Below are 14,282 nucleotides of genomic sequence, written 5' to 3' on the forward strand. Positions count from 1 at the left end.
GGCCCGGGCGAGCCGGTGGTAGGCGGCCCGGCGCAGCGCGTGCCGCTGGGCCGGGGCGGCGTCGCGGGACAGGTCCCGGTAGCGGCGGGCGGCGGCGAGCGCGGCCTCGGTCTGCGCGGCGGCCCGCCCGGCGGCCGAGTCGGGCCACAGCGCGAAGTGCGCCACGAGCACGATCGCGGCGGCCAGCGCGGTGTCGAGCAGCCGCGCCGAGTACAGCGCCCGGTGGTCGCCGAGCAGGTCCACCAGGACGAACACGACCGCCGTGAGGCCCGTCGTGGCCAGCGCGTAGTGGTGGCGCACGCCCACGGCCATCACCGCGCCGAAGGCGGCGACCGCGCCGATCAGGACGTAGACGTCGGTGGTGAGCAGGGTGACCGCGCCGATGGCGGCCACGCCCGCCACGGTGCCCGCGCAGCGGTGCAGGGCCCGGCGCAGCACGGGAGCGAAGTCGGGCTTGTAGACGAAGGCCACCGTCATGGGCAGCCAGTAGCCGCGCGGGCCGTGCAGCAGCTGGGCGGCGAGCTGCGCGACCAGCACACAGCCCGCCAGCAGCACGGCGTAGCGCAGCTGCGCCGCCCGCCCGTGCCAGGGGAGCGCGGGCAGCCGCGCCGCCGTCTCGTCGGGAGCGGCCGGCCCGGACCGCTCGGCCAGCGCGGCGAGGGCGCGCAGGGCGGGGGAGTCCGCCGCGGCGGCGGCCGGCGCGGGGGCGCCTCCGTCCGCGGGCACCGGCCGGACACCGGTACCGGCGGCCGGGCGGTCGGCGGACCGGGACGCCGGGCGGACGGCGGTCCCGTGCGTCGTCCCGACGGGTGCCGCCCCGGCGGCGGGCGCGGGGGGCGCGGCGGGCGCCGCCGCCCGCGGCAGCAGACGCGCCGCCATCACCAGGGGTACGTCCCGTACGTGCCCGGGCAGCGCGCGGCCCTCCCACACCAGCGCGGAGGTCACCTCGCCCAGCCGTACGGCCGTGTCGAAGGCGTCGCGCAGCGCGCCTAGCTCCGTGCCGGACCGGACGCGCCGGGGCAGGTGGCGGCCCATCGCCTGGTGGGCGTGGTCGAGCGCGGCGGTCAGCCGGCGGCGGGCCGCCGCGGCCTCGGCCGAGCCCGCCGCCGACAGGGCCTCGGCGGCGGCCCGGTACACACCGAGGACGGCGTCGCGCTCGATGGCGTGCCGCCGCCACAGCCACGGCGTCGCGGACAGCGCGATCACCAGCGCCACCCCGCTCAGCAGCGCGAGCGGCGGCTGCCACCAGGGCCCCGGTACGGGGATCCCGGCGCCGACGGTGACACCGAGCAGCAGATGCAGGCCGGCCACGGAGGACAGCGGGCCGCGCAGGCTGACCGCGCCGGCCAGCAGGGCGGCGGCCACCAGGCAGCCCGGCACCGCCAGCGGCTGCCCGCCGCGCAGCGCGAGAGCGCCGGCGAGCAGCCCGAGGGCGGCGGCCAGACCAACACAGCCGAGCCGCCGCAGCCGCAGCCGGTACGGATCGGAGCCGTCCTGGCCCACCGCCCACAGCGCGCCGATCCCCGCGAGCACGGCGGGGGTCAGGGCGCCGGTCAGGACGCCGACGAGGAGCGGCACGGCCAGCGCGACGGCGCCCCTGGCCGCCGCCGCGAGGGGCACCGGGGTGAGCCGGACGCCGCGCGATGCCTGCATGGACGGATCGACTCCTCGGAGGCTGCGAAGGGAAGAGAAGGACGTCTTCCCATGGTCGGCTCCCGCGACGCATGCGTCCAATGCCTGCCGCACCTCATTCCCATGCCCCAGGGACATGTGTCGCGCCGCCCGGCTCCGGTCCTCGCCCCCTCGCCGTCAGGAGGCCGTGCAGGCGCCGACGGCCGGCAGGGCGGAGCTGCCGTTCTTGGCGACGGTGAAGCCGAAACTGGTCGAGGCGCCGGCTGCCAGGCTGCCGTTGTAGGTCGGCCGCACCGTCGCGACGGTGCCGCCGGCGTCCCAGCTAGGGCTGCCGTTCCACAGCGCGGTCACCTTCTGCGGGGAGGCGAAGGTGACCGGCACGCTCCAGCCGGTGATGGGGGAGGAGCCCGCCTTCACGGTGACCTCGCCGTTGTAGCCGTCACTCCAGTCGGCGGTCCTGGCGAAGGTGACGGTGCACGTGGCGCCGGTGCCCCCGCCGCCCCCGCCGTTGTCGCCCCCGCCGCCGCCCCCGCCGCCGGTGCCGCCGAGCGCGGCGAGGACGGCGTCGTAGGCGGGCTTCTTCGCGTAGTTGGAGTCGAACAGCAGCGGAGTGCCGCTGGAGCGCCAGGAGTACTTGTCGGTGACGCCCCACACGGTCATGCCGGTGCAGCGGGTGACGGCGAGGCAGGCCTTGACGACGTTGCCGTAGCTGGTGGCCTGCGCGGCGCCGGAGCCCTCGATGTCCAGCTCGGTGATCTGCACGTCGACGCCGAGGTCGGCGAAGCGCTGGAGGTTGGCCTGGTAGTCGGAGGGGACCGGGGAGGCGCTGTTGAAGTGGGACTGGAAGCCCACGCAGTCGATCGGCACGCCGCGGGACTTGAAGTCCTTGACCATGGCGTAGACCGCGTTGCTCTTCGCGTTGACGCCGTCGGTGTTGTAGTCGTTGTAGCAGAGCTTGGCGTCCGGATCGACGGACCGGGCGGTGCGGAAGGCCTCCTCGATGAAGCCGTTGCCCAGCTTGTCCTGGAAGGGCGAGCTGCGCCGGGCGCCGCTGGAGCCGTCCTGGAACGCCTCGTTGACCACGTCCCAGGCGTAGATCTTGCCCTTGTAGTGCTGCATGAGCTGGGTGATGTGGTTGTTCATCGCCGTGCGCAGGTCGCTCGCGGCCAGTCCGGAGACCCAGGAGGGCAGCTGCGAGTGCCACACCAGTGTGTGCCCGCGGACCTTCATCCCCTTGCTCTGCGCGTGGCTGACGATCTGGTCGGCGGCGGTGAAGGTGAACGCGCCGCGGGTGGACTCGGTGGCGTCCCACTTCATCTCGTTCTCCGGCGTCACCGCCCCGAACTCCTGGTCGAGCGTGTTCGCGTACGCCGCTTCGCCCAGGTGGTTCGCCGCCACCGCCGTACCGAAGTAGCGGCCCTTCCCGGCCGCCGCCGAGGCCAGCGAGTCGGCGGCCGAGGCGCTGTGCGACAGGGCCGTGACGGTGGCCGCGGCGAGCAGCACGGACGTCAGCGCCCGGGCTGCCGGTCGGGCTCGTTTAAGCGTGGGCATGACATCTCCTTGTCTCGAAAGTTTCGGTCACGAGGTCGAATGTGACGCGCAGATTACGAAGGGAGGCGAGGCCGGTCAACGGTTCGCGCACACTCTCCCGGCGGTTGGCCGAAAGCCCGGCCCCGTGACAGGGCAAGCCCGCCGGGAGGGGGCGGAACGATTGACGCGCCTCCGCGACCCCCCTAGCGTGGCCCGGCACCTTCCCGAAACCAGTCCGAAACTTTCGAACTCAGGACGGTGTCATGATCCGAAGAAGGCCGGTCCTCCGGCCCCTGCTGACCGCTCTGCTCGCCGGCGTCGTACCGCTGCTCGCCGCCCTGACGCTCGCCGCGCCCGCCGCCCGGGCGGCCGCCCTCACCGAGGTGACCGGGTTCGGCGCCAACCCCAGCAACCTGCGCATGTACGTCTACCGCCCCGACGGCGCCCCGGCCCACCCGGCGGTCGTCGTGGCGGTGCACTACTGCACGGGCTCCGGCCCCGCCTTCTACTCCGGCACCGAGTTCGCCGCCCTCGCCGACCGGTACGGCTTCCTCGTCGTCTACCCCTCGGCCACCCGCGAGGGCGGCTGCTTCGACGTGTCCTCGCCCCAGGCGCTGCGGCGCGGCGGCGGCAGCGACCCGGTCGGCATCATGTCGATGGTGACCTACGCGGAGCAGCGCTATGGCGCCGACCCGGACCGCGTCTACGTCACCGGCGCCTCCTCCGGCGCGATGATGACCAACGTCCTGCTCGGCGACTACCCCGACGTCTTCAAGGCCGGCGCCGCCTTCATGGGCGTGCCCTTCGGCTGCTTCGCCACGACCGACGGATCGAGCTGGAACAGCGCCTGCGCCGACGGCGTCCTGACCAAGTCCCCCCAGCAGTGGGGCGACCTGGTGCGCGCCGCCTACCCCGGCTACAGCGGGCCCCGGCCCCGGATGCAGCTGTGGCACGGCACCGAGGACACCACGCTGCGCTACCCGAATCTCGGCGAGGAGATCAAGCAGTGGACCGACGTGCTCGGGGTGAGCGGGACGCCGGCCGCCACCGACCACCCGCAGTCCGCCTGGACCCGCACCCGCTACGGCGGCACCGGTGACCGGGCGCCCGTCGAGGCCGTCAGCGTCCAGGGCGCCGGACACACCCTGCCCGCCGCGGGCATGGCCGCCCGCGCCATCGCCTTCTTCGGACTGGACTCCGCCACCACGCCGCCGACCGACCCGCCCACCACGCCCGCGGCCGCCTGCCGGGTGACGTACACGGCCAGCACCTGGAACACCGGCCTGACGGCCTCCGTGACCCTCACCAACACCGGCGCCGCACCGGTCGACGGCTGGGCGCTGACCTTCACCCTGCCGGCCGGACAGACCCTCACCTCCGGCTGGAACGCCGTCTTCGCGTCGTCCGGCGGCACGGTCACCGCCCGCGACGCGGCCTACAACGCGACCCTGGCCCCCGGGGCCTCCACCACCCTCGGCTACCAGGCCACCCACACCGGGAACACCGGAGCGCCCGCGTCCTTCAGCCTCAACGGCGCGCTCTGCCAGGTCGGCTGAGCGGGCGTCGGCACGGGAGCGGTGCCGGGTTGGAACGGGTGTTCGTCATCCGTCCGTCCGGACCTCGCTCGTCCGTGGGAGCCGTACCCGACTCGCCGACGCGGCGGTCCTTGGATCTGCCAGCCTCCCTGATGCCGGCGCACGGTGCGCCGGCATCAGGGAGGTGGGCGTTTGTCCGGGCAGATCGGCCGCGTCGGCGGCCGGCAGGTAGTGGCGGTCCTGGCCCTGGGGGGCGGTCTCCTGCTGGGTCCGGTCCTGCCCGCCCAGGCGGCCGAGGCGGGCACGTCGGGAGGAACCGACACCCGCCCCGCCCCGACCCTGGACACGGTCCACGACCTCGCCGTCCACGACCCCGCCGCCCCCGTCCTGGTGCCCGCGACCGGCCGGCCCGTCACCCGCCCCGGCGGCCGGACCGTGGGCCACGGGTACGGCAGGCGATAGCGCCCACGGGCACGGCAGGCGCTGGCGCCGCGCGCGGCGGGTGACCAGGGCCGACGGACCGGGCCCGGCGGGTGGTCAGGGGCGCAGGATCAGGCGGACGGGGTCGCCCTCCTTCTTCTCCAGGCGCTCCACCGCCCGCGCCGCCTCGGCCAGCGGCAGCACGCCGCTGATGGAGGCGGAGAAGTCCACCCGGCCGCCCTCGATCAGCCGCAGCAACTGCGGCAGCGCCACCGGCATGTCGGAGCCGTAGTGGCCGAGGATCTGCTGCTGGAGGTAGCTGAAGCGGGTGCCGTCCGCGACGCTGAGCGGCTGGTCGGTCAGTCCGACCAGGACGAGGCGCCCCTTGGGCGCCAGCACCGACAGGGCCTGCGACCGTACGGCCGGCACCCCGGCGAAGTCGAACGCCGCCGCGAGCCCGGCCCCCGCGGTGACCGCGCCGATCCGGGCCCGCAGCCCGGGGTCGGCCGAGTCCAGCGCGAGGTCGGCGCCGGCGGCCAGGGCGCGTTCACGGGCCACCGGGTTGGGGTCGACGGCCACGATCGGGCAGGCGCCCACCGTGCGCAGCAACTGCACGGCGTGCACGCCCAGTCCGCCCGCGCCCCACACGCCGACCGCCTCGGCGGGCCGCACCGCGCCGGTGCCGGTGACGGCGCCCCACGGCGTCGACACGGCGTCCGGGATGATCGCGCCCTGCTCGAACGGGATGGCGTCCGGCAGCGCCGTCAGGGCGGCGGCCGAGGACAGCGCGTACTCGGCCCAGCCGCCGTCGTAGTCCACGCCGCGGGTGTAGGTCACGCCGCCGCGCGTCTCACCCGCGTACAGCACCACCCGCTGCCCCTCGGTCCAGGCGGTGACGCCCGCGCCGACCTCGGCGACGGTGCCCGACACCTCGTGGCCGAGGGTGACCGTGTCGCCCTCCAGCAGCAGCGGCGTCAGGGTGCCGTCGATCAGGTGCACGTCGGACAGGCACACGCCGGCGGCCGCCACCTTGACCAGCACCTCCCCGGGCCCCGGCTGCGGCTTCGGCACCTCCTCCAGGCGCAGGGTGCGGCTCGGGACGTGCAGCCGGGCGGCGAGCATCCGGTCCATGGGGGCGACCTCCTCGATGGGGCGGCGACCTCGGCCCTGTCGCAGGTCACCTTGCTTTGCACCGTACGGCGGCGCACCGAACAACGCAAGCAGACTTGCATTAGCATCTGAGCATGACGGACACCACCCCGGACCCCGACCCGGCGCGGACTCCCGTGCCGCCCCTGCGCCGTCGGGGCGAGCGGATGCGGCAGGCGGTGCTCGCCGCCGCGGTGGACCTGCTGACCACCCAGGGGCTGGCCGGTGCGACCGTCGCGGCCGTCGCCCGCGCGGCCGGCGTGCACGAGACGTCGGTCTACCGGCGCTGGGGAAGCCGCGAGAACCTGATCCTGGACGCGCTGACCAGCGGCCTCGACACCGCCCTGCCGATCCCCGACACCGGCGGCGTCCGCGACGACCTGGTGCGCTTCTTCACCGCGCTGGCGCACCTGCTGGACACCGCCCAGGGCCAGGCCCTGCTGCGGCTGAGCGTCGAGCGCGACGACACGCTCGACGACCGCCGCGGCCCCTACTGGAGCGAGCGCCTGGACCGCGCCGCCGCCATGGTCCAGCGCGGTGTCGAGCGCGGCGAACTGGCCGCCGGCGCCGACCCCGGACTGCTGGTGGAGGCGGTCAGCGGACCGCTGTTCACCCGCGTCCTGCTCAGCGGCGCCCCCGTCGGCCCGGCCTACGTGGAGCGGCTGGTCGACCTGGCGCTGAACGGCGCCCGGCCCCGCCGGGAGCCCTGAGCCGCGCCGCCGAGGCGTTCGGGTGACAGCGCGCGCCTCGCCGGGCGCGCGCGCCGCGCGCGGGCTACGGTGGAGGCACGGCAGCCGCACCGGACCTCAACTCCCGGACGGCGAACGCGCGTTGGTGGTCCAAGGAAAGACACCCCGCTTCCCGCGGGGAGATGCAGGTGCAAGGCCTGCCCAACGCTCGCGACACCTCGGCCCCCACCCGGCATCGGGCGGGGGCCGAGGCGTGCCCGGCCCGCGGAGGTCAGCCGAGGTTCCCGGTGCGCGCCTCGCGCCACAGGTCCACGCCGCCGTCGGTGGCGTACGCGTCGATCTCGGCCAGTTCCTCGGCCGTGAACTCCAGGTTCTCCAGCGCGGCCACGTTCTGCTCCAGCTGCGACACCCGCGAGGCGCCGATCACCAGCGAGGTGACGCGCTCGTCGCGCAGCGCCCAGGCCAGCGCCAGCTGGGCGAGGCTCTGCCCGCGGCGCTCCGCGACGCCGTTGAGGGCGCGCAGCCGCTCCCGCATGTCCGGCGTCAGCCACGAGGCGTCGAACGAGGTGCCCCGCGCGGCCCGCGAGTCCTCGGGCACGCCGTCGAGGTAGCGGCCGGTCAGCAGGCCCTGGGCCAGGGCGGTGAACCCGATGACGCCGAACCCCTCGTCCCGCGCCGCGTCCAGCAGGCCCTCGGTCTCGATCCAGCGGTTGACCATGCTGTACGAGGGCTGGTGGATCAGCAGCGGGGTGCCCAGGTCGCGCAGGATCGCGGCGGCCTGCCGGGTGCGCTCGGCGTCGTAGGAGGAGATGCCGACGTACAGGGCCTTGCCCTGGCGGACGGCCGTGTCCAGCGCGCCCATCGTCTCCTCCAGCGGCGTGCTCGCGTCCAGCCGGTGGGAGTAGAAGATGTCGACGTACTCCAGGCCCATCCGCTTCAGCGACTGATCGAGCGAGGCGAGCAGGTACTTGCGCGAGCCGCCGCCCTGCCCGTAGGGGCCCGGCCACATGTCCCAGCCGGCCTTGGTGGAGACCACCAGCTCGTCCCGGTACGGCGCGAGGTCCTGGCGCATCAGCCGGCCGAAGTTGGTCTCCGCCGAGCCGTAGGGCGGGCCGTAGTTGTTGGCCAGGTCGTGATGGGTGATGCCGAGGTCGAAGGCGCGCAGCGCGATCTCGCGCTGGGTCTCGAAGGGGCGGTCGTCGCCGAAGTTGTGCCAGTAGCCCAGGGACAGGACGGGCAGGTCGAGTCCCGAGCGGCCGGTGCGCCGGTAGCGCATGGCGCCGTCGTAGCGCGCGGGGTCCGCGACGTAGGTCATCGGGTGTTCTCCGGGTGGTGCGGTGGGGGCGTCCCGCCAGGTCCGGCGGAACGCCCCCACCTTGCTCCGGAGTGATCCCGAAGTCCAACCGCCGCCCTCCATCGGACTCAGCGGCGCCGCTTCTGAATCGGGTCCGGGCCCTACGACCCCAGGCGGACCGGCAGTTCGAACAGGTCGTTCTGCGTCACCACCGGCTTGTTGCGCAGCTCCTCGGCCGGCACCGCCAGGTCCAGCCCCGGGAAGCGGGCGTACAGCGCGGGCAGCGCCACCCCGGCCTCCAGACGGGACAGGGCCGCGCCGGGGCAGACGTGCGGGCCGTGCCCGAAGGAGATGTGCCGGTTCTTCGACTCGCGCGTGATGTCGAAGTCGCCCGCGGTCGGGCCGTGCGCGCTCTCGTCGCGCCCGATCGCGCTGTAGGAGACGATCAGCGCGTCGCCCGCCGGGATCACCTTGTCGCCGACCGGGACGTCCTCGGTGGCGAACCGGATCAGCACGTGCGAGGTCGGCGTGGAGAAGCGCAGCGTCTCCTCGATCACCGCCGACCAGTCGGCGGCGCCGGAGAGCACCAGGTCCCGCTGCTCGGGGTGCCGGGACAGGTTGACCACGGCGTTGACGATCAGTGAGATCGTCGTCTCGTGGCCGGCGGCCACCATCAGCTGGAGCGTGGAGACGATCTCCTCGTCGGTGAGGTGGTCGCCGTCCTGCGAGGCCAGGATCAGCGCGCTGGTCAGGTCGTCGCCGGGAGCCTGCCGCTTGGCGGCCACCGTCTCGCCCATGATCCGCGCCAGCTCCATCAGCGTGGCGAGGACCTCCTCGGGCGGCGTCTGGGTGGAGAAGAACTTCTCGAACAGCACCTTCAGCCGGGGCAGCAGACCGGTCTCGATGCCCATCAGGTCGGCGACGACGTACATGGGCAGCGGGTAGGCGAAGGCCGCCTTCAGGTCGACCACGCCGCCGTCGGCCGGCAGGCCGTCCAGCAGGTCCTGGGTGAGCCGCTCGATCCGCTCGCGCATCCGCTCCACCCGGCGCGGGGTGAGCGCCTGCGCCACCAGCGTGCGCAGCCGGCGGTGCTCGGCGCCGTCCACGGTGAGCATCGAGCGGCCCGGGTTGGCGAGTCCGATCAGCGGCCAGTCGGCGGGGATCTCGCCGCGCCGCCAGGCCCCCCACACGTTGATGTCCTTCACCAGCCGCGGGTCGGTGAGCAGGGCGCGCGCCTCGGCGTGGTGGGTGACCGCCCACACCGGGACGCCGCCGGGCAGCTCCACGGCAGCCAGCGGCCCGGCCGCGCGCAGCCGGGCGCTCTCGCCGTCCAGATCGGTGACGAAGGGATCGAGGGCGATACGGGTGCTCTCGGTGCCGGTCGTTTCTTCGATGCCGGTCGTCATCGTGACGTGCCTCCCAGGGCAGGGGTCGGGATACGGGGCCGAGCCGGCGCGCCCCCGCGGCCCGGCGCCCGCGGGGGCCGGACCGCGGGGGCGCGCGGAGTCTCTAGAGCGCGGGCACGGGGGTGAAGCGGACGGGCAGTCCGGTCAGGCCCCGCAGCCAGGGCGAGGGGCGACGGGCGAGGGACTCGGCCGGCACCGCCAGGTCGATGTCCGGCAGCCGGTCGAGCACCACCTCGATGCCCGTCCGCGCGATCACCTCGGCGACCTCCTGCGCGGGGAAGGGGCAGCGGTGCTCGCCGTGACCGAAGGAGAAGTGGGCGTTGTTGCCGCCGGTGAGGGCCGAGCCGTGGACGCGCACCTGCGGATCGGAGTTGGCGCCCTGCAGGCCCAGCAGCACCAGGTCGCCCGCGCGGATGCGGCGGCCGCCGAGCCGGGTGTCGCGGGCCGCCCACCGTCCGGCGACGTTCTGCGTGGGCGTGTCCTCCCACAGCACCTCGTTCATGGCTTCCGCGACGCTGTTGCGGCCGCCGAACAGGGAGGCCGCGAACCGCTCGTCGGTCAGCATCAGACGCAGCGAGTTGCCGATCCAGTCGGCGGTCGGCTGGTGCCCGGCCGCCAGCATCACCATCAGGTCCTGGGCGATCTCCTCCTCGCTGAACCCGGCCGGGTCGGCGAGCATCCGCGAGGCCACGTCGTCGGCGGGCCGCGCACCGCGCTCGGCGAGCAACCGGGCCATGGAGGAAGCCAGGTGCTGCTGGCCGGCGATCGCCCGCTCCCGGCCGTCGATCATGTCGTTGAGGGCGGTCACCAGCGCCGGGCCCTCCTCGTCGGGGAACCCGTACAGCCGGGCCAGGACCCGCACCGGAAGCAGCATCGCGTAGTCGCCGACCAGGTCGGCCGCGCCCTCCCCGCACACCGCGTCGATCAGCTCGTCGGCGAACCGCTCGGAATGGCGGCGCAGTTCGGACGGCTCGACCGCCTCCAGGGCGCCCGAGAGCATCGCGGCGCGCTCGCGGTGGCGTTCGCCGACCGTGTAGAGGATGGACGGCTGCTTGCGGCCGATCATGGGCAGCAGCGGCCAGTCGTCGGGGATGTTCTCCCACTGGTTCCACAGCTCCGAGTCCCGGCTGAACAGCACCGGATCGCCCGTGACCTGGTGCAGCTCCCGGTAGCCCAGCACCAGCCAGGCCGGTATGCCGCCGTCCAGCAGCACCGGGGTGACGGCGCCGTGCTCGCGCCGCATCTCCCGGTACAGCACGGCGGGTTCGGTCTGGAACCGGGGGCCGCTGAGCGGGACCGCGTCGGTGGTCACACGAACTCCTGTCGGGGCACGGCCGTCTCGGCGGCCTGGCCGGTGTACTGGTCCTGGAGGTGGCGCACCAGCGTGATCAGGACCTGCTTGCTGGACTCGCGCGAGCGGGCGTCGCAGTCCACCAGCGGCACCCTCGGGTCCAGGTCCAGGGCGTCGCGGATCTCGGCGTGGGTGTGCGCCGGGCCGCCGAAGTCGTTGCAGGCCACGATGAACGGCGTGCCGTGGTGCTCCAGCCGGTCGATGGCGTACCAGGAGTCCCCGATGCGGCGGGTGTCCACGAGGACGACCGCTCCGAGCGTGCCGGAGAACAGCCGGTCCCACAGGAACCAGAACCGCTCCTGCCCCGGCGCGCCGAACAGGTACAGCACGTTGTGCGCGTCCAGCGTGATGCGGCCGAAGTCGAAGGCGACGGTCGTCGCGGACTTGCCGCGCACGCCGCTGACGTCGTCGACGCTCTCGCCGGCCTGGGTCATCGTCTCCTCGGTGTTGAGGGGACGGATCTCGCTGACCGAGCGGACCAGCGTGGTCTTGCCGACGCCGAAGCCGCCCACGACCACGATCTTCAGGCCGTTGTCGGCGGAGGCACCCAAGGGGGTGCGGGCGTCAGAGGTTGCGGAGTCCAACGAGCACCTGCTCCAGGATGTCGGGGTCGTAAACGGCGGCCTTCTGCGGATGCCGGGCGCTGACCCGGCCGGCCGCGAGCAGGTCGCACAGCAGCACCTTGACGATGCTCACGGGCAGGCGCAGCTCGGCGGCGAGCTCCACCACGGCCGTGGGCAGCACGGCCAGCCGCAGGATCGCGGCGTGCTCCGACTGCATGCCCGGCGCCGGCTCCGACTCCGCCACGACCAGGGTGACCAGGTCGAAGGGGTTGTCGGGGCCGGTGCCGGTGCGTCCGCCGGTGAGCGTGTAGAGGCGGTCCGGGGAGTCGTCCCTGCCGGGCCGGCTCATGAGGTGCGGGGCTGGGCGGACAGGTACTCGCCGAGCTGTTCCACCAGCTCGCTCATGTTGTGCCCGACGAGCCCGGCGTCCGCGTCCTCGGTGGTGACGACGGCCAGATGCGCGCCCTGGCCGGCCTCCACGATGAACAGCACGCCGCCGTAGAACTCGGTCATCGCCGAGCGCACCCCGCCGCTGCCGTCGCCGAACTCGGCGGACGCGCCGTGCGAGAGCGACTGGATGCCGGCGGCGATCGCGGCGAGCTGGTCGGCCTGGTCGACGGTCAGCTCCGGGGTGCGGCACAGCTTCAGCCCGTCACGGGACAGCACGAGCGCGTGCCGCGCGCCCGGGGTGCGCTCCAGCAGGCTCTCCAGGAGCCAGGTGAGCTTGTCGTCGGCGGTGGTCTGGCCGGTCATGAGGTGGTGTCGCCTTCCGGGTGCGCGTACGGGTGGGGCTGGGGGTCGGCCGGGGCGGCCGGGGTGTCGCCCGCGCCCTCGGCCGCGGGCCGGTGGGCGGCCCGGCCGGCGGGGACCGCGTGCTCGGTCGGGGCCGCGTGGTCGGGGCCGCCCCGCTCGTCCGGGGCCGCCGCGTGGTCGGCGCCGGCGGCCCGTACGGCCTGGCGGAAGCTGCCGAATCGGGCGGCGCGGACCTTGACCTCCTCGGCGCCGGCCGGTTCCCGGGTCTCGGGCGTGCGGGCCGTGCCCCGGGCCCGCTCGGCCGCGGCGAGGGTGCGGCCCCGGCGCCGCTTGGGCAGTCCGGCCACGGGGTGCTCGGCCGTGTCGCCGTCCGAGCCGTCGGGCGTGCCCGGGTGCGCGGGCCGCGCGGCCTCCTCGGGCGCGGCGGCGGTCGGCGCGGGCTCGGCGGGAGCCGTCCGGCGTCCGGCGCGGTCGTCGTCCTTCGGCGGCGGTCCGGCGGGCTGCGCCGAGGCGGCGGCCGCCGCGGTGAGGACCTCCTGCGGGATCAGCATCAGGACGCCCGTGCCGCCCCGCGCGGACGGCCGGAAGGACACCTTCAGACCGTACTTGCCCGACAGCCGGCCGACGACGGCCAGACCGAGCCGGGTGCCGGTGAGGCCGCCCAGCTCGGAGATGTCGCCGGAGACGGCCTGCTCGGCCCGGCGCAGCTGGACCTCGCCCATGACGAGCCCGCTGTCCTCCACGGACACGATGACGCCGGCCGGCACCTCCTCGACGTAGACGTGCACTTCGGAGGTGGGCGGCGAGAAGTTGGCGGCGTTGTCGAGGAGTTCGGCCAGCGCGTGCATCACGCCCTCGGCGGCGTGCCCGGCGACGGCGGTCTCGCTCGTCGCGTGCACCCGCACCCGGCGGTAGGCGCTGATGCGGCCCATCGCGCCGCGCAGGATGGACTCCATCGCGATGGGGCGCGCCCAACGGCGGCCCGAGCGCGAGCCGGTGAGCACGGCCACCGAGTCGGCGAGCCGGCCGGCCTGCGCGGTGCGGTGGTCCAGGTGGAGCAGATCGGCGAGGACCTCCTCGTCCGTGTGCCGCTCCTCCATGGCGCGCAGGTCGGCGAGCATGGCGGTGGTCAGCGCCTGCATCCGGCCGGCCGCGTTCGCCGTCGCGGAGACCGCCGCGTCCCGGGCCCGGGTGGCCCGCTCCAGCTCCCGGGCGAGGCGGGCGTTCTCCCCGGCGAGGCGGTCGCGCTCGGTGGCTCCGGCGCCTTCGAGACGGGCCTGCTCGTCGGCCAGGACGGCGGTGAACTCCGCGCGCTGGCGGGCGAGTTCGTCGATCAGGTGCTGCCGCTCGCGCTGCGCCTCGCGCAGCAGCCGGTCGCGTTCCTGGAGGTGGCGTCCGGCGTCCTGGGCCGCCGTGTCCAGCGCCTGCCGGGCCAGCCGCGCCGACTGCGCCGCGCGGACGGCCCAGAAGACGGCGGCCACCAGGACGACGGCCGCCAGGGCGCCGCCCCAGGCGAGCGGGGCGCGTACCGAGGCGGGCGCCGCCGCGACCGCGCCCGCGACCGCGGCGACGGACACGACGGCGGTGAGCGCGGGAAGGGGAACGAGAGTGCGGACGGTGGGTCGCTCGCCGCGAGGCGTGGGCGCGGTCATCAATCGGATCCTCGGGCGGCCGCCGTTCGGTCGAAGGGCGGCCCTCGGTCTGTTCCTCGGACAGGGCCTGGCTGGTGACAGGTGACACGTGGTGCTCAACTGACGGTCACTATACGAGCCTTGGTGATCATATGGAAAAGGTCTCGGTCGTATCACCCGCCCCGAGCCCGTCACTTCCTCACAAGACGGCGCCCGCCGGAACCGTACGAACCTCCGGCCGCCCCCCGCCGGACGGACCGGACGCGCTCGCCCGACGCTCCGGCGGAGCGCCCCGCGCACCGCCCTCGCACCCCGCCACGTTGCCGCAA

At 74.8% G+C, this 14,282-nt stretch carries 13 protein-coding genes; 3 read left to right on the forward strand and 10 right to left on the reverse strand.

Annotated features, from left to right (window positions below; genetic code table 11):
- Both ABEB07_RS13040 and ABEB07_RS13045 read right to left on the reverse strand, forming a co-directional pair.
- Positions 1 to 1,653, reverse strand: a 1,653-nt coding sequence (locus tag ABEB07_RS13040) for an FUSC family protein (RefSeq protein WP_345668479.1), incomplete at its 3' end; no start/stop codon positions are given.
- Between the two features lie 156 nt (positions 1,654 to 1,809).
- On the reverse strand, positions 1,810 to 3,183 hold the full coding sequence (locus ABEB07_RS13045; RefSeq protein WP_345668480.1) for an endo-1,4-beta-xylanase: 1,374 nt from the start codon (positions 3,181 to 3,183) through the stop codon (positions 1,810 to 1,812).
- Positions 3,184 to 3,425: 242 nt separating this feature from the next.
- Between ABEB07_RS13045 and ABEB07_RS13050 the strand changes: the two genes are divergently transcribed.
- Complete coding sequence (locus ABEB07_RS13050; RefSeq protein ID WP_345668481.1) at positions 3,426 to 4,718, forward strand: extracellular catalytic domain type 1 short-chain-length polyhydroxyalkanoate depolymerase; 1,293 nt, start codon at positions 3,426 to 3,428, stop codon at positions 4,716 to 4,718.
- A gap of 171 nt (positions 4,719 to 4,889) precedes the next feature.
- Positions 4,890 to 5,159: a hypothetical protein gene (locus tag ABEB07_RS13055; RefSeq protein ID WP_345668482.1), complete on the forward strand. Its 270-nt coding sequence runs from the start codon at positions 4,890 to 4,892 to the stop codon at positions 5,157 to 5,159.
- A 75-nt stretch (positions 5,160 to 5,234) separates the two neighbouring features.
- On the opposite strand, the gene ABEB07_RS13060 is transcribed toward ABEB07_RS13055, so the two are convergent.
- Positions 5,235 to 6,248, reverse strand: coding sequence for a zinc-binding dehydrogenase (locus ABEB07_RS13060; RefSeq protein ID WP_345668483.1), 1,014 nt, complete (start codon positions 6,246 to 6,248; stop codon positions 5,235 to 5,237).
- 185 nt (positions 6,249 to 6,433) lie between these two features.
- Between ABEB07_RS13060 and ABEB07_RS13065 the strand changes: the two genes are divergently transcribed.
- A complete protein-coding gene (locus tag ABEB07_RS13065) occupies positions 6,434 to 6,976 on the forward strand; it encodes a TetR-like C-terminal domain-containing protein (protein WP_176152241.1) in 543 nt (180 codons plus the stop codon).
- 250 nt (positions 6,977 to 7,226) lie between these two features.
- On the opposite strand, the gene mgrA is transcribed toward ABEB07_RS13065, so the two are convergent.
- The 7 genes from mgrA to ABEB07_RS13100 form a co-directional block, all read right to left on the reverse strand.
- Positions 7,227 to 8,270 (reverse strand): L-glyceraldehyde 3-phosphate reductase, encoded by a 1,044-nt coding sequence (gene mgrA / locus ABEB07_RS13070; RefSeq protein ID WP_176151587.1) that lies wholly within the window; start codon positions 8,268 to 8,270, stop codon positions 7,227 to 7,229.
- A 140-nt stretch (positions 8,271 to 8,410) separates the two neighbouring features.
- Positions 8,411 to 9,655, reverse strand: coding sequence for a cytochrome P450 family protein (locus tag ABEB07_RS13075; RefSeq protein ID WP_176151588.1), 1,245 nt, complete (start codon positions 9,653 to 9,655; stop codon positions 8,411 to 8,413).
- Positions 9,656 to 9,758: 103 nt separating this feature from the next.
- On the reverse strand, positions 9,759 to 10,967 hold the full coding sequence (locus ABEB07_RS13080; RefSeq protein ID WP_345668484.1) for a cytochrome P450: 1,209 nt from the start codon (positions 10,965 to 10,967) through the stop codon (positions 9,759 to 9,761).
- Complete coding sequence (locus ABEB07_RS13085) at positions 10,964 to 11,590, reverse strand: GTP-binding protein (protein WP_239146794.1); 627 nt, start codon at positions 11,588 to 11,590, stop codon at positions 10,964 to 10,966. The genes ABEB07_RS13080 and ABEB07_RS13085 overlap by 4 nt, the downstream gene beginning before the upstream one ends.
- Positions 11,571 to 11,918 carry a DUF742 domain-containing protein gene (locus ABEB07_RS13090; protein ID WP_164588417.1) on the reverse strand — a complete coding sequence of 116 codons (348 nt, stop codon included), beginning with the start codon at positions 11,916 to 11,918 and terminating at the stop codon, positions 11,571 to 11,573. The genes ABEB07_RS13085 and ABEB07_RS13090 overlap by 20 nt, the downstream gene beginning before the upstream one ends.
- A complete protein-coding gene (locus ABEB07_RS13095; RefSeq protein WP_164588416.1) occupies positions 11,915 to 12,322 on the reverse strand; it encodes a roadblock/LC7 domain-containing protein in 408 nt (135 codons plus the stop codon). The genes ABEB07_RS13090 and ABEB07_RS13095 overlap by 4 nt, the downstream gene beginning before the upstream one ends.
- Positions 12,319 to 13,974, reverse strand: coding sequence for a sensor histidine kinase (locus tag ABEB07_RS13100; RefSeq protein WP_345668485.1), 1,656 nt, complete (start codon positions 13,972 to 13,974; stop codon positions 12,319 to 12,321). Before ABEB07_RS13100 ends, ABEB07_RS13095 begins: the two co-directional genes overlap by 4 nt.
- Between the last annotated feature and the right edge of the window lie 308 nt (positions 13,975 to 14,282).

It is taken from the genome of Streptomyces similanensis (genome assembly GCF_039543625.1).
GTDB lineage: Bacteria > Actinomycetota > Actinomycetes > Streptomycetales > Streptomycetaceae > Streptomyces > Streptomyces similanensis.